This is a genomic window from Oxynema mangrovii CENA135 (assembly GCF_016632315.1).
GTDB classification, from domain to species: Bacteria; Cyanobacteriota; Cyanobacteriia; order Cyanobacteriales; family Laspinemataceae; genus Oxynema; species Oxynema aestuarii.
In genome coordinates this window covers 18182-41062 of the sequence record NZ_JAEOXH010000003.1, presented here as the reverse complement: position 1 = coordinate 41062, position 22881 = coordinate 18182, and the positions used below count along the sequence as shown (strand labels likewise).

Below are 22881 nucleotides of genomic sequence, written 5' to 3'. Positions count from 1 at the left end.
GAGATCGGGGTTAGGTTAGTGAGTGGGGAAGCTGATGGTGCAGTGATGTTGTGGAATTGGCAAGCGTCGTGGTTCGATCGCTCGATTGGGATAATTTGGGCGATCGCTTTGAGTCCAAACGGTCAAACGATCGCCAGTGGTGGTTCGCAACAACCGATTCAGTTATGGGACGTGCAAAGTGGAAAGTTGCTGCGAAGTTTGACGGAACACGAAGATTCTGTTTTGACCGTTGCGTTCAGTCCGGATGGAAAAACTCTTGCGAGTGGAGGAAGCGATTGTACGATTCGACTGTGGAAGATCGATACGGGAGAAACGATCGCCCAATTCAAACATTTAGGAAGTGTCAAGTCCCTGGCGTTTAGTCCGGACGGTCGAACTCTGGTCAGTGGGAGTTGGGATCGTACGGTGAAGGTTTGGTCTTTTTCAATTTAATTTTGGGTTGAGTTTCGGTTGATTCGACCGACTAAACGATTGGTAACAATCCGCTTGACGCCTAATTCTCCTAACTGGCGCACGATGTCCGGGTCGTCTACAGTCCAGGCAACGATTTCGACTCCGGCGCGATCGCTCGCTTCTACTAATTGAGGATTCGCCAATAAAATTTTATACAAACTAATCATAACGGTATTTCTAGCTGAGGCAGCTTTAGCTAACTCCTGTTGGTAGCTGTCGGCGTCGGCGACGATATAACCGAGGGTAAAATTATAATTCCGTTGGCGGACGCGATTGACGAAAGATTCGTTAAACGATGAAATAATGCAGCGCGTTTCCCATCCTTCTCGGAGGAGGAGGGCGAGTAAATCGTCGATTTGGCGATCGCTCCAGTCGCAGTGAGGTTTGACGTCGAGATAGAGATGTTTGGGAAGGGAGGCGATCGCGGCTAACACTTGTGAGAAGGTGGGAATCCGTTCTCCGGCGAAGCGATCGCCAAACCAGGCGCCGACATCTAACCCTTGCAAGACCGCGATCGGAGTTTCCCTCACTTTATCCGGTTTTCCCGCAATCCGTTCTAAACTTTCGTCGTGAATGACCACGGGTATGCCATCGGCGGACAGTTGCAAGTCTAACTCGATCGAATCGGCGCCTTCGCGGAGGGCGCTGGAAAAGGCGGCGAGGGTGTTTTCCGGGGCGATCGCGGAAAAACCGCGATGGGCGATGACTTCAAATTCCACAATTAAATCCCCTACAATAATCCCATTTATTGTACGTAGCGGGGGGTCAGATGTCGCCATCGGCTGCCGACGAATACGATCGCGTGCGCGCAAAATTGCGCGAAATTTGGGGATACGAGGATTTTCGACCGCCCCAAGGGGAAATCGTTCGCACGTTGTTAGAGGGACGGGATGCGGCGATCGTGCTGCCGACGGGAGGCGGTAAGTCGATTTGCTTCCAACTTCCGGCGCTGTTGCAAACGGGGTTAACCCTGGTCGTGTCGCCGTTGGTGGCGTTGATGGAGAATCAGGTGCAAGAATTGCGAGATCGCCGTCTTCCCGCCGCCTTATTGCACGGACAACTCGATCGCCGCGCCCGTCGGGATACGTTAACGGCTATAGAACGCAACCGCTTGCGCTTGTTATACTTATCCCCGGAAACCTTGCTCAGTCCTCCGGTTTGGGAACGCTTGTGTCAGCCCCAAGTCGGGATTAATGGTTTGATCCTCGACGAAGCCCATTGTCTGGTGCAGTGGGGCGATACCTTTCGTCCGGCGTATCGGCGGTTGGGGGCGGTTCGTCCGGCGCTGTCGAACAGTAAGGCGGCGGGAACGAAAATCGCGATCGCCGCGTTTACCGCGACCGCCGATCCCGAAGCCCAGCAAACGATCGCGACGGTGTTGGGATTACAACGCCCCCGTCAGTTCCTGTACAGTCCCTATCGAGAGAATTTATACTTAGCGCTAAAAGTGGCTTGGACGCCGCGCGATCGCCGTCAGAAGTTATTCAAATTTATTCGAGCTCAGGGGAAAACCTCGGGATTGGTCTACGTTCGCACGCGGGGAGACAGCGAGAAACTCGCCCGGGAGGCGATCGCGCGCGGTTATGCGGTGGCGGCGTATCACGCGGGGTTGAGTGGGGAGGAACGGCGGGCGATCGAACGGGGTTGGATCGAGAATCAGTTGCAATTTGTGGTCTGTACGTCGGCGTTCGGGATGGGGGTCAACAAGCCGGACGTGCGCTGGGTGGCTCACTTTCAGGCGCCCGCCTTACTCTCGGAGTACGTGCAGGAAGTGGGACGGGCGGGACGGGACGGGCGATCGGCGCGGGCGTTAACTTTAGTGAGTGAATGTACGGGGTTGCTCGATCCCGAGGACAAACAACGGCGAGAATTTGTCAGGCGCCAGCAGCGAGAGATCTTTAAGCGATCGCGACAGTTGGCGAAGCAGTTCCCGCAACAGGGGGAGGTCGAGGCGATCGCGCGGCAGTTTCCCGAGGGGGCGATCGCCCTGTCGGTGCTCCATTGTTGCGCAGAGTTACAATGGCGAGACCCGTTTCACTATCAGATCGTTCCCGGCGGTGGTTCCGGTCGCGGCGTACCCGCAATCGATGCTACGGGAACGATGGCGCGTTATGTCAAGTGGCGCGGTTGTCGCTGGCAGTTTTTACTCGCCGCCTTTGGTTTCAAGAGCGAATCGGCGGTTATGCATTGCGGACATTGCGATAATTGTTTTCCGCATAAATTCAACTCTAGCTAAAAACAACTGACGAATTTTGTGGCGATCGCCGAAGTCTGATTTCAAGGTTTCTCGATAATTTTAAAAAATATAAAAAAATCTAGATTCGATCGCCGTACCCTCGGTGCGATCGCCCTTAGAACTCATTTTTAGTACCGGAATGATAAGTTTTTGTCAAGATTTCAAACAAGTTTGTAACACTTTGAAGAAAAAATAAACTGGAGCGGGGTAAATTGAGGGTCAAGCTAGCTCAAAGAGGGATTTGATTTTGTGTAATTTGTTGCTGAAATCGTAGAAAAGATCGGCTTAAACTATTAACAAGCGGTTAAGAGTTGGATTCGTGTTAAACCAATCGGCAGCGCTTGGGCCATCCCACACCAATACCATGCAGCAAGTGGGGAGATACCGAGGGACTCACGCTCGCATCTGTCAAGCGGGAAGTGCCTTGTGGAGAGTGTTAGAAAGTTCGTCAGACGGGTTATTCGTCGTCAACTTGGAGTCGGAGAGCGCTTCAGTCTGGGTTGATTCTCGACACGGCGATCGCGACCCGTTCCGATTCGCTGTAGCCAATCGAGCCTGTCGCGAACTGCTCGGATGCCACGACCGCACGGGAGAGTTGACCCGCCTGGGGGACTGTTTGCCCCCGACGATCGCCCATCGACTGCAACAAGCCCTCACCCGGTGTCTGAAAGAACGCACCCGGGTCGAGTTCCAACTGGTCGGCCCTCGCCACCGCAGCCAACCGACCGAACCCCTGCACGTCCGCCTCGAACCCGAGATCGGCTCGGGGGGCAAAGTCGTGCGGATTTTCGGGTGGTGTCAGGCGATCGCCGCCCCGGGAAGGCGCCCGGGACTCGCCAGCGATACCGCCCTCGCCCACCAGATCGCCGTCGGCGTCGCAGCTGCCCAAACCTTGGACGATGGGTTTCACTTAGCCTTAGAACAAATCGGCAAAACCCTCGGCTGGGACTACGGCGAAATCTGGATGCCGAGGAGCGACGGCAGTCATTTAGAATGCGAGCGAGCCTGGTACCGCAGCACCCGGGCCCTGCTTCAATTTCGTCGCATCGGCGAAAAACTCACCTTTCCCCCCGCGATGGGATTGCCCGGACGCATCTGGGTTTCGCAGCAGCCGGAATGGCATCCCGATGTCTCTCAAGTGAGTACGGCAATTTTCCATCGCAGCCAATTGGCGAAACGAGTCAAATTAAAAGCGGCGGTCGGCTTGCCGATCGTCTTTGAGGGTCAAGTTCAAGCAGTGTTCGTATTTCTGGGGTACGAACGGCGCGAAGAAGACCCGCAAACCTTGCAAACGTTAAAGGCGATCGCCGCCGAATTGGGATCGGTCGTTCGTCAAAAACTGGCAGACGATGCCCTGCGTCAAGCCGAGCAAAAATATCGAAGTTTGTTCGAGAACGCCGTCGAGGGCATTTTTCAAACGACCCCAGAGGGAAAATACCTAACGGTCAACCCCATGTTAGCTAAAATTTATGGCTACGATTCTCAAAGCGAACTAATTGGCGAGATTGAAGATATCGAGGTGCAACTCTACGTCGATCCGAACCGTCGCAGCGAATTCAAACGGCTGTTGGAAAAACACGATGCGATCTGGGATTTTCAATCGCAGATTTACCGCCGCGACGGGAGTATTATTTGGATTTCCGAAAATGCGCGCACCCTCCGCGATGCCAACGGCAAAGCGATCGCCTACGAAGGCACGGTGAAAGATATCAGCGAACACAAACAAGCCGAAGAACGGTTTGCCGCCTTAGTCCAGAACTCCTCGGACATCATTATCGTTCTGGAGGAAGACGGAACGATTCAATATGGCAGTCCTTCTTTAGAACGCATTTTGGGCTACGCTCCCGAAACCCTCTGCGGTCAAAATCTGTTAGATTACGTCCATCCTCAAGATCGGGTCGCCCTCGACGCAGTACTCGACGATCGCCCCACCCCCTCCCCGTCCCCGGTCGAGGCGATCGAATATCGTCTGCGCCATGCGGACGGAAGCTGGGTTCATTTAGAATCCGCCATTAACAACCGCTTAAACGATCCCAACATTGGCGGCTGGATCGTCAACTCCCACGACATCAGCCACCGCATCGCCACGGAAAACGAAATCCGCCACCGCTTGAGCGCCCAAGAAGCGCTCTCGCGGATTTCCCGCTTGTTCGTGACCGCCCAAGACCCGGACTGGAAAGCCCTGCTCGCCATTTTGGGCAGCGCCCTCGGCGTCGATCGCGCCTACATTCTCCAACTCAACGCCCAAGGTCGTTTGATGGGCCACCCCCACTGCTGGCCGTACCGACAAACGGAGGGATCCCCCGCCAGTCCATCCCTGCTGCTGCCGGAGTCCTCCCCCTGGATTCTCGGTTGCCTGCACTCCGGTCGCCTGTTGCGGATCGGCGATCGCGATCGCCTCCCCGGAACCCGTCACCTGGAAAAAAGCTTACTCGAACGTCACCAGATCCGCGCCCTGATCCTGATCCCGATCCACTCCCAAGACGGCAACCTACTCGGCTGTCTGGGCGCCGATCGCATCGACAAGCACCACCCTTGGAGCGACACCGACGCCCACCTGCTCCAAGTCGTCTCGGAAATGCTTTCCGGGTACTACCAGCGCAAACAAGCGGAAATCGCCTTGCGCCAAGCAGAGCAGAAATATCGCAGTATTTTCGAGAATGCCGTCGAAGGCATCTTTCAAACCAGTCCCGACGGCCAATATCTCACCGTCAACCCGATGTTGGCCAAAATTTACGGCTACGACTCCCCTCAAGAGTTGATGGCGTCCCTGACCGATATCGAACACCAGCTCTACGTCGATCCCGACCGCCGCGCTTATTTCCAACTGCTGATGCAAGAACGGGACGCCGTGTGGAACTTCGAGTCGCAAATCTACCGCAAAGACGGCAGCACGATTTGGATTGCCGAAAGCGCCCGACCGATTCGCGACGAGGCGGGCAACTTGCTCGGCTACGAAGGCACCGTGGTCGATATCACCCAACGCAAGCAAGCCGAACTCGAAGTGCAACGGCGAGATCGCCTCCTGCAGGGGGTCGCCGAAGCCATGAACCACCTGCTCACCGAAACTCGCCACGAAGCCGCTATTTCTAAAGCCCTAGCTACCCTCGGCGAAGCGGTGGATGTCGATCGCGTCTATATCTGTCAGTTGAAAAACGGCATCCGCTCCTTTCCCCAACCGATCGCGATCGCCCACGGCAACGGACACGGCGCCTTTCCGCGACCGGACGCCGGGCCCTCAGAAAACCCCTTCAATACGATCGCCCAAGTCAACGCCGACGAGGCCCGCGATCGCGAGGGCTGGGAATTTTATACTCAGTTCGAGTGGACCCGAGAAGGTGGCTCGCGCCTGTGCGGCGATCGCTGTTCCCTGCTCGCCGAGCGCCGCGCCACCGCCGAAGCCCTATTCGCCGGAAACGCCGTCACCATCGCCGCCGACAACCCCCCCATTCGCGGAGATCGCCACTTCGACGACGATCCGGCCCGCTCGTTTCTGCTCGTGCCGATCGTCCTGAGCGATCGAGTCTGGGGCTATATCGGCTTTGACGATCGCGGCAACACCAACACCAGCGCCGCCGATCCGACCGTTCGCCGTTGGACCGAGAGCGAAGAATCGATCTTGCTGGCGATCGCCGGAAGCCTCGGAGGCGCCCTCAAACGGCACAGCTACGAAGAATTCATGCGCCACCAAGCCTATCACGACCTGCTCACGGGCTTGCCCAACCGCCAACTGCTCGACGATCGCCTCCCCCTGGCATTGGAAATCGCCCGCGAACGCGGTCACCAACTCGCCGTCATGTTTCTCGACCTCGACCGCTTTAAAATTATCAACGATACCCTCGGTCATGCCGTCGGCGACGAACTCCTCAAAAGCGCCGCCCAGCGCCTGCGCGGGTGTCTGCGCGAAGAAGATACCCTGGTACGCTGGGGCGGTGACGAGTTTATCCTCATCCTCGATTCCCTCGTCGGCGAACGCGATGCCATCCACGTCGCCGAACGCCTCTTAGAAGTGCTGCGCCCGCCCTTCGAGATCGACGGACACCAACTCTACATCACCAGCAGCATCGGGATCGCCCTCTACCCGCGCGACGGTGACGATGCCGAAACCCTGATTAAAAATGCCGACATCGCCCTCTATGAAGTCAAACAACGGGGACGCAATAATTACCACGTCTACACCTGTGCTACGAATGCGGAAACCCCCCAGTTTTTGATTCTCGACAACTACTTGCATCACGCGTTAGAACGGGAAGAATTTGCCCTCGAATACCAACCGATTTTCGACACGCGGTCCGGCAGTATTTGCGCGATCGAAGCCCTGCTGCGCTGGCACCATCCCGACCTCGGACTCGTTTCCCCTCAAACCTTCCTCCCCATTGCCGAAGAAAACGGGGCGATCGTCGAACTCGGTCAATGGGCCATTGGCGCCGCTTGCAGCCAAACCCGCGCGTGGCAAGACGCCGGACTTACCCGGGTTCCCCTCGTCGTCAACCTTTCCACCCGCCAGTTTCAGCAAAGCGATTTAGTCCCGATGTTAGTCGAGATTTTGCAAGAAACGGGATTAGACCCGCGCTGGTTGGAATTGGAAATTACCGAAATGACCGCCATGCAAGATGTGGAACTCACCGCCCAACTGTTGGTGAAACTCAAGCGCGCAGGGGTTTCCCTGTCGATCGACGATTTCGGGATCGGTTACGCCTCGCTCAACTATCTCAAACAATTTGCCTTTCAAACCCTCAAAATCGATCGCTCCTTCGTCGGTAATTTAACCGTCGATCCCGCCCAAAAAGCGATTGTCGCCGCCACGATCGCCCTCGCCGATGCCTTGAATATCAAAGTGGTCGCCGAAGGGGTCGAAACTGAAGCGCAACGGGAGAGCTTGCAAAGTCTCGGCTGCGATCGAATGCAGGGCTATCTTTTCAAACCTCCAGTCAGTGCGGAGGCGATCGCCCCTTTACTCGTCCCGCAACTCCCCCGACCGTCCCCCCGTTCGAGCTTCGAGCTTTGACCTGCCGACCCTAACCCGTCGCTCTCCCCGTCGAATGGCACGCCGTGGCGCCCACGGGGATCGCAATTTCAAACTCCGTTCCCCACCCCGGTTCGGACTTTAAATTGAGTTGTCCGCCGTGTTTGTCTTTGACAATTTCATTACTGATCGCCAACCCCAAACCCGTCCCTTTTCCGACGGGTTTGGTCGTGAAAAAATTCTGAAAAATACGCTGTTGGATCTCCTTGGGAATCCCCGGTCCGTTATCTCTGATACAGACCGACACCCACCCTCGATCGTTATTACACTCCAGGGTTTTCGTCTCAATTTCGATCCTCGGCTTCCAAGATGAATTTTCTGGAGATGCGGCTTGAGTGGCTTCTAACTGGTCTAACAGCGCGTCGATCGCGTTACTGATAATATTTGTAAAAACTTGAGACAACTGCCCGGAATAACACTCGACTAACGGCAATTCGTCGTACTGCTTGACCACTTCAATCTCGTATTTGAGACGGTTGTCCAGAATTAACAGGGTGCTGTCGAGGCATTCGTGAAGATCCGCAGGTTTGCGAGTGGTTTCGTCCATGTGGGAAAAGTTTTGCATCCCCCCGACCATTTTCGTCAGCCGTTCCGCCGCCACCCGCACCGTGCCGAGAATTTTGGGCAAATCTTGTTTTAAAAAGTCGAGATCGACTTCTTCTTTCTTTTCGACGATCGCCTCAGTTTCGCGATCGATTTCCCCTTCGTAAACTGCTAATAAATCGAGCAAGTCTTGGGAATAATTGGCTAAAAATCCCATGTTTCCCCAAATGCAATTAATGGGATTTTTAATTTCGTGAGCCAGTCCCGCCACCATTCGACCCAAACTCGCCATTTTTTCCGTTTGAATCATGTGGGAACGGGTTTGTTCGTGGAGCATTTTCGTCGTTAATTCGTGGATTTGCGATTGAGCGACGAGCAGTTGATGAACGTCGAGCAAGCGATAATCGGACGAGTTGAGTTGGACGACGATCGGTTCGTAGAGCAGTTCCGGCGATCGTTCCAGCGATCGCCGCGCCGCCATCACCACTAAGGTATTGCTCGGGAAAATTGATAGCTCGGTCTCGACAAAATGATATAACTTTTCAAGGGGTCTTCGGGAAAATAATTCGATCCCGTAAGGACGACTGAGGTGTTCTAAAAAACGACGCCGCGAAATCATTCCCACAAACTTTCCGCTATCTTTTAAAATCGCGCCGGGCATCAGAGGATTGTTGGTAAATGCTTTCGCCAGTTCCTGACCGGGTGCGCCAACGTCAATTTCAAACTCGTAAAGCGTCAGATCTTCTAGGGTCGATTCTAAGTGCAGGTTGCGATTGGACGAATCGTTCCCCCGTGCAGTTGATAGTCCTGAATGCTTGTCTGTCACGGCTAACATGACCCATTCCCCCTACTTTTTAAGTATAGACGACAACGTTCTAGTCTCGTAATAATTTTACAAGAATGTTAAAACTTCGAGCTTAAAAATATTTACTATAGAAAGATTTACGAGAAGATAATCTATTGTTAACCTAATATTAACCGAGCTATCTGTTCGCTAACATCTGGCTTCCAGCGTCGATCGTTATTGTTGGTTGCCCTTCCCCTTACAACAACGACGAAATACACCAGTATTTATTTAAAAGTAATTATGATTTTCTCTATTGTATGGGTTCTTTGCTTAAAAGAAAGTAAATTTTATGTTAAAACTTTATCAAGATTCTTAGCAACCAGTGGCATCAATTTCGCTACAAAATTTGTCGAACTATTGCCTGGTAAGGGTTCGATCGAGGTTGGTTCGATCGAAATTCTATATTGGGCGCGATCGCCGGATCGATGGCGATCGAAAATGAATTTAAAAAGTTCCGATATTTGAAAAATAGAGGGTTAAAATACCGGGAGACGGGCGATCGCCCCCTTGCATTGCCCCCTCGAACAGTTACGCCGGGTGGTGGTGCGATCGTCCAAAACCAGCGATCTGTCGCAACGCGGCGATCGCGCCGTGAGTGGGATCGAAGGATCGCGATCGCCCTGCGCCGACCGCCGCCGCAATCGGGACGATTTCCACGACGCTATTACTGTAGGCGATCGCCTCGAACTCGCTCACCCGTTGCGCCGTCCAGGGTAGCTCGCACACCTTTTGACGTTGAGCGTGCAAGGTTTCGAGGAGGTGCGATCGCATCACCCCCGGCAAAATTTCCGCCCCTAACGGCGGCGTATACCAGCATCGATCCCGCCATCCCCACAGATTCCCCGTTGCCGTTTCCAGCCAGTTTCCAGCCTCGTCAACGAGAATCGCTTCCGACACCCCCCGCCGTTTTGCTTCTTGCAACGCCAAATAACACGGCAGGTAGTTTCCCGTTTTATAATGAGCCAAACTGCGCCGATATTGCGATCCATCCGCAATCCAAGCGCCAATTCCCCGGCGTTGGCGTTCCTCCAAATCCGGCGGTAACTCCCGTCCGGTAATCCATTCCCGTCCGTCGGGAAAAATCGTAAGGCGCAGAACCGGATAAGCGGCGAGCATCGTCTCGGCGCCGAGGCGAACCCGTTCCCAATCCGGCTGCGACCAGTGAAAAGCGGCGACGGTTCGTTCTACCCGCCGACAATGGGCCTCCCACTGGGTCAATCCCCCATCGAGGGAGCGATGGTACACCCGCAAGGTCGTAAACGCCGTGGCGCCGTAGAGCAAACCGGGATCGGCGATCGACAACTTTAAGTTTTCTGAAGTATTTAACTTGCCGTCATACCAGAACATATTAATTACTTAAATAAGTATCTCCATTCAAAATATAATTTATGGAAAATAGCAATTTAACGAGTTACCTAGATTATCTCAATAAAATTACAGGTTCCCATATCGGTTTAGACTTATCCGATCGACTCAGTTACATTTTTGAAAATACCGATTGGGACGAACCTCATTCAGGTGCAGATTTTAATAACTTTGCCGTCATGGCCTTAGTCGAGGCAGAAGACTGTGAAAACTCTGGGATGCGGCAAATGTATTTAGAAATGGCGATCGAGGCATTGCAAGAAGGAATAGATACACATGACGATCTTCTCTGTCAGGCTCATTTTGCCCTCGTTTTAGTCATGACTGGGGAAAAACATCAAGCCATGCAAATGGCTTTTTCTCTGTGGGTAGCTAAAATTCATGATTTTTATGAAGATCGAACACAAACACATCCCGCTCTGATTTATCTTCCTTCTTCTAAATGTTTGCTGAATATCGATCGCAGCAATTCTATAATCCTCAAGCTGTTATCAGCTCAAAATTCTGAAACTCAAGGATTTTTGCTGTTAATCGAAATTATTTGCCAATCTCAGACCATTTTTTACAACGCCGCAGGATTGAGAATTCTGCATCTCGCCGCTCAAATTTTTCCCGATCTCGCTTCTGTCAATCTCAAGCTCGGTATCGCCAGCTTGATGAATGGTCAGCCAGAAGGAATATTGTATTTACACCGCGCTCAGAAAAGCCTTTCAAATAATCCATCAGTGTTGCAGGCATTATATTTAGCGTACCGAGATTTGAAAGATGTCGATAAAGCCAGTTTTTGGCTTGAATACGCACGAAAATTTTATCGGGACAATCCCCAACCTAAAGATTGTTTGTGGACAGATGTATCGATTAATAGTAATTTTACTTATGTTTTATTTGATGATTTTAATATCGCACTAGAGCCGAGTTTTAACAGCATTGCTACTAGTGTATTAATTGCTGAAAAAGATTGGTTTGAGTCAGAAATGGAGTTTTGGCGAACTTCGTTAAAACCGGGAATGACGGCGATCGATGTCGGTGCAAATGTTGGTGTTTATACCTTCAGTGCCGCTCAAAAAGTAGGATCTAAGGGTAAAGTTTTAGCAATTGAACCTTTTTCAGGTTGCGTGCAATGCTTACAGGAAACCTGTAGGATCGATCGGCTCGATTGGGTCAAAGTTGTTGCAGCAGCAGCGAGCGATCGCCCCGGAACGGCTCGCCTATCTCTGTACTCAGCTAGCGAACTCAATCAACTGGTTGCAGACGATTCTAGTGCTTTACAACCTGGTGATTTTGAAGAAGTCGAATGCTTGACTTTAGATAGTTTAATCGAAGCCGAACAGCTCCAGCAAGTAGATTTTCTCAAAATTGATGCAGAAGGTCACGAGTTATCTGTACTAAGAGGTGCAACTCGCATTTTATCTGAGTTTAAGCCAATAATTCTTTATGAAAATATTGCAGGAAGCAAAGGGAGTAATCTACCTGTGGCAAAGTATTTAAGAGAGCATGGCTATCATCTTTTTTATTATAAACCTTATGTAAATGATTTGGAGTCTATTGAATCTGCCGAAGAGTTCAATCACCAGTTAAATATTATTGCTATTGCCAATGAGAACAGTTAATTACAAGCAGTTTACAAAGGATTGATACAGTATTTCAAGTAGCAATTTCAGATAAAATCTCAATAATGAGGAGTTTTGCATGGCAGTCTTCTTGAAGAGTTTAAAAAAAAGTGGACATTTAGAAAGAGTATACATAACTATTTGTAATGTAGGCTCTCGCAAAGTCAATCAGCAAGATGACTATGCTACCCAAGGCTGGGAAATTTTTGCTCCTCGACTGAGCATTTATGGATTTGATGCAGATCTTGATGCTTGCGATCGCGCAAATGGTGATTTAGAACACAGACAAGTGAATTGGAAAGAGAAACATATTCCAATTGCTTTAAGTAACTCAGTTGGTTTATCTACGCTTTACGTAACCCAACATCCCATGTGCAGTTCACTCTATCCACCCAATGAAATTTATCTAGATAGATTTATTGGACTTCCAGAATTAGTAAACTTGGATTTCAGTATCGAAATTGAAACAACTAGTTTAGATAATGTTTGTATTACTGAAAAAATTAGCGAAATCGACTTTTTGCAAATCGACGTTCAAGGTGCAGATCTTCAGGTTTTAGAGGGGGCATCAAAAATTTTGTCTAAAAGCGTTCTTGGCATTCAAGTTGAAGTCGAATTCTCTGAAATATACTTAAATCAACCATTATTTGCTGATGTAGATATTTACTTGAGAAAACATGGTTTTACCCTCTTCGATTTGACCAAAGCCTATCGTAGACGCCGACATTCTCCAATTCATTCAAACGTTCATCCAGGACAACTGCTCTGGGGAGATGCATTTTATTTCCGCGATCTTATTGCAGAAAATCTCAATACAGACTTAAAAAATCCTGAGACTATTCTAAAACTTGCTTGTATTGCCGATGTTCTAGAGTTTTCTGATTATGCCTTGGAGTTATTAGAGTATTTAACCATAAACTATGGAGACGATCCAAATTATAATTTTGCTTCTGATATAATTCAAAGTTTATCCCAATTCCCAGAATTAGTAGATCGGGGGTTAAATTCATTACCAATCGTTCAAAGAATTTATAAACTTTCAAATCTTGATAGTATTGAATAAAACTACGAATAGTAAGAATTAATTGAATTTTTTAACTATTTCACTTTTGCAAAAAAATATCCCACATTTGTTCGTATGCTTGCTCCATATTCCGAGTAAATTTTTCTGCATTCCATAACGGTGCAGTTTGGCGCGATCGCAACAACCGACAGGAAATATTTTGTCGTAAATTTGGATCCTTACCCAACTTCACACCCCATTCTACATATTCTTCATCGGTCCAAGCAATCCCCTCCGTTATCCCGGCATTCACCATCATCGTATAGCTGTTACGCGCTGCAAATTGCTCGCCGACTCGCGTGACCAGAGGAACACCCATCCAAAGGGTTTCTAACGTCGTCGTCGCGCCATTGTAAGGATAAGTATCGAGTACCACATCGGCAATCCCCAAGTTAGCGCGATGAATTGCTTCCGCCGAATCTCGCGGGACAAAAATTAGGCGATCGCATGATACACCTTCTTCTTCTGCAAGCTGAATGAAGAAGCTTTTAATCAGTTCAGGATCGGCCAAACCTTTAATCAAAAAGTAGCTATTCCGAACTTCCTTGAGGATTTTCATTTGCAATCGGGCTATATGGGGATGTCGCTTATAGCCCCGTTGACCGCTATAATAAATGACTGCATCGTTGGGAATTCCCAGGCGATCGCGCCGCAATGTCGGTACGCCGATCTCAAACCCATCGACGGCAATATACGTTTGTGGTAATCGCCAAATAGTTTCGCTGTAATAGTCTTGCGCTGATTCCGGTAAAACATACGGATCGGCAATAAAGTAGTCAATCGCTGGAATTCCTGAAGCATCCCACCCTAACCAGGTTGCTTGAACTGGAGCAGGTTTTTGAGCCATGATGCCACAGCTAATATCGAGGGTAATACTATCAAGATCGACTAAAATATCGATTTCATCTTTAGCAATCTGCTCGGCCATTTTGAATTTATCAATCGTGTAATGCGCTTCGGCAACATGATTGAGATACCATTTCTCTAAAGGAGTATTTTGATAATCCTTATTGGTAAAATAACCAACAATATAAAAACGTTCGCGATCGTGATGGTGGAATAGCCATCTAGCTAACCAACCCACCGAATGCTCTTTAAAGCAAGCAGATAAATATCCAATTTTAAGAACTTTCTTGCTTTGGGGAGGATTGTTATAATAAAATTTTCGTTGTAAATGCTTGTACTGAAAATTCGTAGAGTGATTTTGAAAATCTATCAATATCCTCTTCTGACAAAAGTCAGAAATTTTATTTTGTATGACTCTATTAATTTTAGGGTTATCTTGGATGTAAGGAGCAAAGTAAAACGAATTAACTAACTCTAAGGTTAATGATGAATTCGTATTTTCTTGATTGGAGTTAAACCATTCCCTTAGTAAATCCTGCTGTTTTTCAAAGAAACTTAAAGTTTCTGGATTTGCTCCTCCAGCACTCATCAAGCACTTAATTACTAAATAAGTAACAAAAACTTTATCAGCCAAGCGATCTGTTAAATCAAAACATAATTGAGCTGTTTGTATTCCTTGAGCGTAACGTCCAGCTTTTTCACAAAAAGCCGCTAAAGCACGCAAAATCTCCAAATTGGAACGATCTGCTGTTAAGCACAGTTCTGCAAATTTTATAGCTATGTCTGGTCGGTGTTGCGTATATGCCAAATCTAAACTGCTAGTGAATAAAACCTGAACCAGAGGGTTTGGATTAGGCAGTAAAGACAAACTTATTTCTGCTAATTGAAATACAGCAGGATGAAATGGAATATAGTCTAAAAGTTGATTTAAAGTGCCAATTAAAAGATTAGTGTTTAATTCACTCAAATCATCGATAGTTATTGCTTTAGTAAGATCGATTACTCCCCATTCTTCCAGCTCGTCCCCGGTAAGTTGGTCTTGTTCAAGAGTCGCTTGAACAAGACCTAATAGATTGTTGAGATCGTTAGGGTTAATTTCTCGAATCTGCTGACGGATGAGCCAGACAGCACGGTATTCTTTCGTTTTTTCTCTCTGTCGTGCTTCAAATTCAAGGATTTCAAGGATTTCTTGAGTCCATTTTTCGATTTGTGCAGCGTCCCCCTCCATCATCCCGACAAGCCAAGTCGTATGAGCTTCTGAAACTTGTTCTGCTAATAAAAGAGATAAACCCAAATACCAGTAATTTGAGTGAATCTCCGGTCGATCGTTAATTAGTGTTTCATAAAAATTAATCGCTTGTTTATACTGCTTTTCTAGCAAATATTGATATCCTCGTCTTTGCAGCTCTTCAAAGTCACCTAGCGCTCGATCTGAAACCATTGTTATCCATTTAAGTAGACAACTGTAAGAAGGAAAAAAAGAAAAACAATGACTGTACCAAAGAATAAAGAGTGAGCAACTAGAGTACTCACTCTTTATTCAGCTAATCAAAACTCAGCGTAAAATTACTAACATAAACTAGATGTTATTCACCTAATTTAACGTCATCACCACAATCCCCCGTATCATCACCACCTTTGGTAGCCGTGATTCCAGCAGCATCTTGATCGGGTAATTGAGATTCACAAACAATTGCACGAGCGACAGTCTCAGTTACTCCATCTTGCTCTAGTTCAATGGTAAAAGTATAGCCTTTATAAGATTTCAGCTTGGTGTCTCTTCGGTTAGCGAGATTGTTAGCATCACTAGCTCCCGAACCACCACCATCAATGCTATACTCATAGTTTGTGGTCTGCGAAGGAATCCCCAAACCTAACTTACCAATCTGATCGGCAAAGCCAGGTTTTTCTAAGTTATAAGCTTGTTGGGCGCGGTTCATGGCACCAATGTTGTTACGGGCTTCAACCTGCTTGGCTTTATTGGCTTGGCTGAGCAACGAAGGTAACGCAACAGCTGCCAAAATACCGATAATGATAACAACAACGAGAAGTTCGATCAGGGTAAAGCCTTTCTCTTGCTTTTTGTTGTTGAGGTGTTGGAGGAACTTCGCTTGAAAGTCGCGCTTCATAATTAACGTCTCCTTGAGGTGTGGGATGGTCGATGTCTAACTCCTGGATATAACTTACCCACACCTTTTCCATTTGATATCACCCCCACGCAAAAATTTTTGGCTTCGACCTAAGCCGAATTCTCCAAAAGCACGTATAGAAACGGTTCTAAACTGCTCAAGAGTTCTTTGACTTGCTCGAAAGCACGGTTTTCGCTGGTTGGTTCGAGGTTAACGGGGTCGATGGGTCGGGTTTTGAGGGCGCGTTGTGCAAGATGAGAGACGGTTTGCGCTCCCTCCCAGAGAGGAAGCAGACAGGAAACGAGGGTGCTTTCCATGAAAAAAGTATTCCGGGTTTGAGTGTTGAGGTACTTGCTGCACTCAAACGGTCTTTGTTCCTCGATGCAGCGAACTAAGTCAGTGCGTACTTCTTCTCTTCTGAGTTGGGGGTGGAGGTGAACTTTCGCGCTTTTCCACTGAGCGTCCGTCCATTCCTCAATCGGAACAAACGGTTGTTTCCGATCTGGATGGGCACACCAAAAATCGAGTAAGCGAGAGGGACAATGCAGCAGTTCGACGAAGCGTAGCTTGTCTTCGATCCCCAATTCTGGCAAACTCATGGCCAGGAATGCAGGTAAGTCATCTGCATCTTGAAAGAGATCGAGGGGTTCCCAGTAGCGCCAGTTGACCATACTGACAAATTCCAGGTCGGTACCTTGGAGAGCTTGGAATAATTCAGGAATTGTGAACCCTTTATCTCTCTGGAAGAGATAATTCATGAAGAACCACTCTTCATTATGTTCGTGTTTTGTTTTCCAGGTCTGCGATTTGAGCTGAACGTTATCCTTGAGAGATTTCATCAAGTCGCGAACGATACCAACTTCCAATTCTCCCGGGTTTTCATCCATTAATCCCATCATTTTGAACAGTTCTTGAGCGCGGTAGAAGAACACGCGCTGTATGGAACTGTGGAGATTTCCACGAATTAAACCCTGTGGGTTGAGGACTGCTTTTAAACTCGATAAGCCCGAGACGAGATCGTCGAGTAAATATAAAACATCATCACAGTTGATGTAATCGAATGTCATGCCTAATGTGGGCAAATCCTCGATCGCCATCACGAAGAATTCGGCGCGATCGCCTTTCCCTTGAAATTCTAAACGCTTTTTAGCCAGCTCGATCGACTGTGCGGATAGATCGATGCCGACGATCTTTGCTTCCGGGTTGGCTTCTGCGAGAGCGAGCATTTTGTAACCACTGCCGCATCCGACATCTAAAATTACTTTATTCCTACGATCGATAACTTTTTGATTCCTGAGATAAAAAGGAGTCGTGATATCGTGTAGAAATAATAAGTTATAGTCTGATTTTGGACTTTTTTCTAAGGGCGTTCTTGGATAAGGCGAACCGTCGAATTGTTGTCTGATTTTTTCAAGGTTTTCTGGATCGAGCATTGGGTTTTAGAAAGTTGAAGGATAACAATCTGTCGATCGCGCGCGATCGACAGATTGTACAGTGCTGTTCGGCCCATAAACAGAGTAGGGACACGACATGTCGTGTCCCTACAATAAAGCTTATTTGGTGCGGTGAGTTGATTTTTTTTGAAACGGAACACAACCCAACGATCGCCGAACGTCATATCACTATCCGATTCAATTATTGGGCAGCAAGTCGGCTTCGGGAGTCGTCGTATCCCCACCCCCCTCACTCTCTGCTGGCGGGTCGGGGAGTTGCAAGTTATCCGGACTCGGGGGTAAACCGAGGGGATTGAGGCTATCCGGATCGGGATTTTCGGGGATTTCGCCGGAACTGGGGATGGTGGCGAGGGCCACACGATCGCCTCCCACTTCGCGCAACAAATCCAACACCTGCACCACGTCATTGTAACTGGCCATCTTCGACGCATACAGCACCAACAAGCCGTCCGGTCTGGCTTTCTTGTAGGCGCGCAACCACTGGCTGAGTTCCTGACGATCGCGCGGTTGGTCGTCGATGTAAGTCTGTCCGAAACGATCCACGCTGACAATCAGCATTTCGCGCATTTGGGCGCTTCCCGTTTCCGCCTGGGGCAAATCGACGTTAATCGCTTGCTGGCGGGTAAGCTGCAAGGCGGCGAGCAAGAAAAAGGTCAGAATGCAGAAAATGACATCAATCAGGGGAATCAGTTCGATGCGAACTTCTTCGTCGGGGGAATCGAAGTTAATCTTCATCAGGTCAACGAGTCGGGAGGGAAGTGGAAACGAACACTAGGGTCACAGGCGATCGCACCCGATCGCCATCCGTACTACTCTGGACTATTGGAGCGATCGACTTTACCCGTTTCCTCAGCATCGGGAGGCGGGGGAGGCGGTTCGCTCGGGCCGAGATCGCGATCGCCTCCCATTTTATAAGATCCCTGGGCGATCGGTTCCGGCGTCCAGGGCGCTACCGTCGGCGCCGTTTCCGGCGAAGAATGAAGAACTTGAGACCAGTGCTGGCGGTAGAGCAATTCTAATTCACTGCCGCACTTGCGAAACACCTTCATCTGAGAAAACAAGAACGCCTGAAACACCCGATAAAACGCTAAAGTAAAAATCGCGACCGCCAGACCCGTCGCCGTACTGATCAGCGCTTCCCCAATCCCGAGGGTCACCCCTTGGGTGGAAGCCGTACCGATATCGCCGATGCGGATCGATCCGAGGGAATTAATCAACCCCCACACCGTCCCGAACAATCCCAACAACGGGGATAACGCGATCACCGCTTCTAAGACTTTATCTCCCCGGCGCATGGAAGCCAACTCGTCATCGGCACTGGCTTCGAGGGCCAGGCGAAACACTTCCGGGTCGGGCGTTTCCAGCTTTAACGGCGCGTAGAGAAACCGTCCTACTGGGGTTTTGCGCGCTTGTCGGGCAATTTCGTGGGCGATACGCCAATCGTAGCGCGCCGCTTCCAAAATTCGGTTGACCAGTTCTTTTTCTCTGCTCAGAACCGATCCCCAAAACCACAGGCGTTCGATAATCGTCCCGAGCGATAAGATCGACAGAAATAGCAACGGCCACATGGACACGCCGCCTTTCTGAAAAATCTCTTCAACATTCACGCGCTTCACCCTCCTCTATCAAGACGGTTCCCTTCTGTGACAATCGGATCTCTTTAACCCATCTATCCTAGGGTATTTTGATTCCATTCGTTCACAATGCTTTACAAGGGTAGCGCCACGATTCCGAAAATTCACAGGAGTCGATCGCGCCGTTCGCATTTGCCCACTCTGTCTAAAGGATCCATAAGGATCCATACAAAAACGGAGCAGTGTCTCTCTCGTCAAGTCAGACACTGCTCCGATCGAACCTAGAACTACGATTCCCTCGTCGAAGGGCGAACGACCGGAATCGAACCGGCGAATGGTGGAACCACAATCCACTGCCTTAACCACTTGGCTACGCTCGCCATCGCATTAGCTACTATAACATACCGATCCCCATCGATCTACCCTTTTTTCGGAAAAAACGAAATTTTTCCCAAGGCGGCAGGAATAGGGTTAAAAACAGGATTTAAATTTCTACCTAAAGTTTCTTAAACTTACTCACTTTTTGTGCTCAAATAAAGATTTGAGTAAGTTTAGAAGGACTAAAGCCGCAAACATCGCGGATTTCACCATCTCCATTGTTTTCTGCTAGTCTTTATGGTAGCTGAAGTTAGCCGAACAAAAAGATGGTTGAGGAGTTAAAAAAAGTCAGTGAAAGGCTTGAAGACCAAACTAGACTTAAATAACCGACAACGAACGCTGATGGCGAAACACGCAGGAGTAGCTCGACACGCTTGGAATTGGGGACTGGCTACCTGTAAGGAAACATTAGAAGCCGGAGGTAAACTCCCGAGTGCTATAGACTTACACAAAAGATTAGTCGCCGAGGTAAAAAGTCAGAATCCTTGGTACTATGAAGTCTCCAAATGTAGCCCTCAAGAAGCGTTGCGTCACCTCAATAAAGCGTTTAAGCGAGTTGGGCAAGTCAAAGGAACAGGTTTCCCAAATTTTAAAAAAAAGAATGTCAAAGATAGTTTTTACCTGGAAGGAAGCATTAAAATTTCCGGCGATCGGGTGAAGCTACCTCGGATCGGTTGGGTAAAAAGCCACGAACAATTACCGCCAGTTCATCCTAAAAACGTCACGATAAGTAAACGAGCAGGGGACTGGTATATTGCCTTCAAAATTGATTTTGAACCCCAGGTCACTTTAAAAGCAAGAGAGCGGATTGGGGTAGATGTAGGAATCAAAACTCTCGCCACCCTGAGCGATAGTAAAATCTATCCCAATCCGAAAGCTTATCGCCAGGCCAAGAAAAAACTGGCCAAACTCCAGAAAGAACTAAGCCGCCGTCAAAAAGGAGGTAAAAACCGAGAAAAAACTAAACTCAAGTTAGCTAAAGCCCACCGACGCATCGCGGATATTAGAGCCGACCATTTACACAAGTTAACAACTTACTTAGCCAAGAACCACGGCGAAGTAAAAATTGAAGACTTAAATGTGTCAGGAATGCTCAAAAATCACAAGCTGGCTGGTGCGATTGCGGATGGTGGGTTTTATGAGTTCCGTCGTCAGCTTGAGTATAAATGCGAGTGGTACGGGAGCAAATTAACATTGATTGACCCGTGGTATCCCAGTTCGCAGATCTGTTCTAACTGCGGACACCGACAAAAAATGCCCCTGGACAAAAGACAGTATGATTGTCCGAACTGTCACGCCTCCATAGATCGTGACTTAAATGCGTCAATTAATTTGGAAAACGCGGAGAGCTCAGCCGTGTAAGCCTAGTGATGGAAAGGTCTCGGAAGATCCAAGCTAGGAACTAAACATCAAATGATTAAGTTTGAGTAAGTTTTAGAGAGCGGCAGAATGGTTACCCTGGAAAGGATTGGTTCGCTAACTTGGCAAAAATCGTGTTGCTATGAAATACGTGCATGGGATAGCCTTACTCGGGGGGGTGGCCACGATCGCCCTAGGCGCCGCGATGGCGATCTCCAATCCGGGACTGGATCGCTACAACGAATACGCCACGGACGAAATTACCGGATATCTTCGAGAACAAGGCTGCGATCGCGTTCCCATCGCCCGCGATCGTTGCGAGTCCCTCCTCGATTCGGCGCGCCCGCAAATTGGCGAAATCGTCGAAGAACATACGGAACGAGCCAACTTTTTCGTTTTCAGTCTTTACAAAACTGAGTTTTCTCCCCAATTTTTGCCCTTTATTCCCTCTTACGAATTAGAAACCGTTGGCGCTTTCAATCGGTTTTACACTTATCGCGCCGGATCGGGTAATTAGACCAAAATTGTTCGGTTCATTCAATGGAGGCGGGGCGATCGCGCGTTCCTTTCACGAGTGTTCTTTCCCTTCCATGAAGACCCCTCTATAAAGAAATATTGCACAGCCGAGGGCAGCCCTTGGCGATCGCCCCTGGCCTACTATAATGCGAATAGATAAAAAGCCATAAAAATAAGCCATGCAACGACCGAGACCCCAGACGCCAATTCACTCTAAACTGACTAATATTCCTCGAAATAATACTGAGGCGGGTGAGCAATTGGAACTTTATAAACTGCTCACGCAACGCCAGCGCATCGAGCAAGAAATGAAGGTAATGCAGCAGCGCCTTCAGGTCTTAGAAGAACAATTAAAAGTCATCGATCGCCACATCGAAAATAGCGAACAGAAAGCTCGACAGTTGCGCCAGTCCTCCTCTTTAAAGTCGGGAAAACTCTCAGGTTCTCAACGGTCTACGTCTTCTCAACCCGGCCAACCTCAACCAGCCCCTATCTCTAGACCCCCAGGATCGCATTCTGGCGATCGCTCCCGTAATTTTGAAACCTTTTATCTGGACTATTGATCGCTGGATACACCATCGCCGATCGCCCTCAAATCGAGTTAAATTAGGCGGGAGAATCCGGGGGTGCTTCGCCGGGGGATGGTTCCGACGAGGGGCGATCGTCCGTGCTGAGTTCGACGGGGTTGGTCGTCAGCGATCGCAACGATCGCACTTCTGCTTCCAACTGGTTCAAGCGGTCTTGTAATTGTTGATTTTCCGAGATTAATGCTTGGGCTTTACTGCTGAGATAGGGGTCATTTTCCCACCAATTAATCCCCATTTCTTTCGCTTTATCGACGGAAGAGATTAACAGGCGAATGCGGATGTGCAGCAGTTCCGTGGTGGCGATCGAAATTGAAATATCCCCTGCAATCACGATCCCTTTATCTAAAACTCGTTCGAGAATATCGGCGAGGGAGGAACTTTGGGTAGAAGTCGAGATCGCGCGATGGGAGGAAGAGGGATAATTTTTGGGTTGGATGGGGGTAGAAGACACGATAAGTTAGAACGGGTAAAATGGACAAAACAATTGTCGGATTTGCTAAAATTTAACAAATTGTTTGCGATAATCTTTCAAGGCTGACCGAGGCAGTGAATTCGGGGAGGTTATCGATCGCCGTTCGGGTTTCGGCGACGGGTTTCGAGAGAACGGACTTGGCGATCCTCTCCTTGGTTTTATTCTTGTTTTACTATAGATCGGGTTCGGCTTTTTTGAAATGGAGAATCGCTCAATGAGCAAGGGAGTAGAAACACGGACGATCGCTCGAAATACACCGTTTTTTGGATAGGGGAGCGATCGTCGGTCGGTCGATCCAAAATCTCTAGAAAATTGCCAAAAGATCGGCGAAGCCGTACCGAAGACACCGGGGATTTGGGCGATCGCTACTGCACGAAATCACCGAGCGATCGCCACAATTGTTAATGTTTGTAATGTTTTAGC

17 protein-coding genes and 1 tRNA gene are annotated in these 22881 nt (G+C 48.9%); 8 read left to right on the top strand and 10 right to left on the bottom strand.

Going from position 1 to position 22881, the window contains the following annotated elements; genetic code table 11:
- The first annotated feature begins 18 nt into the window (after nt 1–18).
- Complete coding sequence (locus JJD41_RS20055; protein WP_200669312.1) at nt 19–432, top strand: WD40 repeat domain-containing protein; 414 nt, start codon at nt 19–21, stop codon at nt 430–432.
- Here the strand turns inward: JJD41_RS20055 and JJD41_RS20050 are convergent.
- Complete coding sequence (locus JJD41_RS20050; RefSeq protein WP_200669311.1) at nt 429–1172, bottom strand: glycerophosphodiester phosphodiesterase; 744 nt, start codon at nt 1170–1172, stop codon at nt 429–431. The two genes, JJD41_RS20055 and JJD41_RS20050, sit on opposite strands and share 4 nt — an antisense overlap.
- Before the next feature lie 50 nt (nt 1173–1222).
- Here JJD41_RS20050 and JJD41_RS20045 point away from each other — a divergent pair, with 50 nt between their 5' ends.
- A complete protein-coding gene (locus JJD41_RS20045) occupies nt 1223–2689 on the top strand; it encodes a RecQ family ATP-dependent DNA helicase (RefSeq protein ID WP_200669310.1) in 1467 nt (488 codons plus the stop codon).
- Nucleotides 2690–3008: 319 nt separating this feature from the next.
- Nucleotides 3009–7697, top strand: a complete 4689-nt coding sequence (locus JJD41_RS20040) for an EAL domain-containing protein (RefSeq protein WP_370583905.1) — start codon at nt 3009–3011, stop codon at nt 7695–7697.
- A 10-nt stretch (nt 7698–7707) separates the two neighbouring features.
- Here JJD41_RS20040 and JJD41_RS20035 read toward each other — a convergent pair whose 3' ends face one another.
- Both JJD41_RS20035 and JJD41_RS20030 read right to left on the bottom strand, forming a co-directional pair.
- Nucleotides 7708–9093: an ATP-binding protein gene (locus JJD41_RS20035; RefSeq protein WP_200669308.1), complete on the bottom strand. Its 1386-nt coding sequence runs from the start codon at nt 9091–9093 to the stop codon at nt 7708–7710.
- Between the two features lie 540 nt (nt 9094–9633).
- On the bottom strand, nt 9634–10452 hold the full coding sequence (locus JJD41_RS20030; protein WP_200669307.1) for an aminotransferase class IV: 819 nt from the start codon (nt 10450–10452) through the stop codon (nt 9634–9636).
- Between the two features lie 41 nt (nt 10453–10493).
- On the opposite strand from JJD41_RS20030, the gene JJD41_RS20025 reads away from it, so the two are divergent.
- Both JJD41_RS20025 and JJD41_RS20020 read left to right on the top strand, forming a co-directional pair.
- A complete protein-coding gene (locus JJD41_RS20025) occupies nt 10494–12080 on the top strand; it encodes an FkbM family methyltransferase (RefSeq protein WP_200669306.1) in 1587 nt (528 codons plus the stop codon).
- Nucleotides 12081–12159: 79 nt separating this feature from the next.
- A complete protein-coding gene (locus JJD41_RS20020; RefSeq protein WP_200669305.1) occupies nt 12160–13143 on the top strand; it encodes an FkbM family methyltransferase in 984 nt (327 codons plus the stop codon).
- Between the two features lie 40 nt (nt 13144–13183).
- Here the strand turns inward: JJD41_RS20020 and JJD41_RS20015 are convergent, their stop codons facing one another.
- From JJD41_RS20015 to JJD41_RS19990, 6 genes are all read right to left on the bottom strand, one after another.
- Entirely contained in the window at nt 13184–15430 is a 2247-nt protein-coding gene (locus JJD41_RS20015; protein WP_200669304.1) for an O-linked N-acetylglucosamine transferase, SPINDLY family protein, read from the bottom strand.
- A 145-nt stretch (nt 15431–15575) separates the two neighbouring features.
- Nucleotides 15576–16118 (bottom strand): type IV pilin-like G/H family protein, encoded by a 543-nt coding sequence (locus tag JJD41_RS20010; protein WP_200669303.1) that lies wholly within the window; start codon nt 16116–16118, stop codon nt 15576–15578.
- Between the two features lie 110 nt (nt 16119–16228).
- Nucleotides 16229–17551, bottom strand: a complete 1323-nt coding sequence (locus JJD41_RS20005) for a class I SAM-dependent methyltransferase (protein WP_200669302.1) — start codon at nt 17549–17551, stop codon at nt 16229–16231.
- Nucleotides 17552–17749: 198 nt separating this feature from the next.
- Entirely contained in the window at nt 17750–18307 is a 558-nt protein-coding gene (locus tag JJD41_RS20000) for an ExbD/TolR family protein (RefSeq protein ID WP_200669301.1), read from the bottom strand.
- A 74-nt stretch (nt 18308–18381) separates the two neighbouring features.
- Nucleotides 18382–19179, bottom strand: coding sequence for a MotA/TolQ/ExbB proton channel family protein (locus tag JJD41_RS19995; RefSeq protein ID WP_200669300.1), 798 nt, complete (start codon nt 19177–19179; stop codon nt 18382–18384).
- A 274-nt stretch (nt 19180–19453) separates the two neighbouring features.
- A tRNA-His gene (locus tag JJD41_RS19990) sits at nt 19454–19526 on the bottom strand.
- A 289-nt stretch (nt 19527–19815) separates the two neighbouring features.
- Between JJD41_RS19990 and JJD41_RS19985 the strand changes: the two genes are divergently transcribed.
- The 3 genes from JJD41_RS19985 (at nt 19816) to JJD41_RS19975 (ending at nt 21962) form a co-directional block, all read left to right on the top strand.
- Nucleotides 19816–20886, top strand: coding sequence for an RNA-guided endonuclease InsQ/TnpB family protein (locus JJD41_RS19985; RefSeq protein ID WP_200669299.1), 1071 nt, complete (start codon nt 19816–19818; stop codon nt 20884–20886).
- A gap of 139 nt (nt 20887–21025) precedes the next feature.
- Nucleotides 21026–21400: a DUF4359 domain-containing protein gene (locus tag JJD41_RS19980; RefSeq protein WP_168569942.1), complete on the top strand. Its 375-nt coding sequence runs from the start codon at nt 21026–21028 to the stop codon at nt 21398–21400.
- A gap of 178 nt (nt 21401–21578) precedes the next feature.
- Nucleotides 21579–21962, top strand: a complete 384-nt coding sequence (locus JJD41_RS19975) for a hypothetical protein (protein ID WP_200669298.1) — start codon at nt 21579–21581, stop codon at nt 21960–21962.
- A gap of 43 nt (nt 21963–22005) precedes the next feature.
- On the opposite strand, the gene gvpJ is transcribed toward JJD41_RS19975, so the two are convergent.
- Nucleotides 22006–22437 carry a gas vesicle protein GvpJ gene (gene gvpJ, locus JJD41_RS19970; protein ID WP_200669297.1) on the bottom strand — a complete coding sequence of 144 codons (432 nt, stop codon included), beginning with the start codon at nt 22435–22437 and terminating at the stop codon, nt 22006–22008.
- Nucleotides 22438–22881 lie beyond the last annotated feature (444 nt).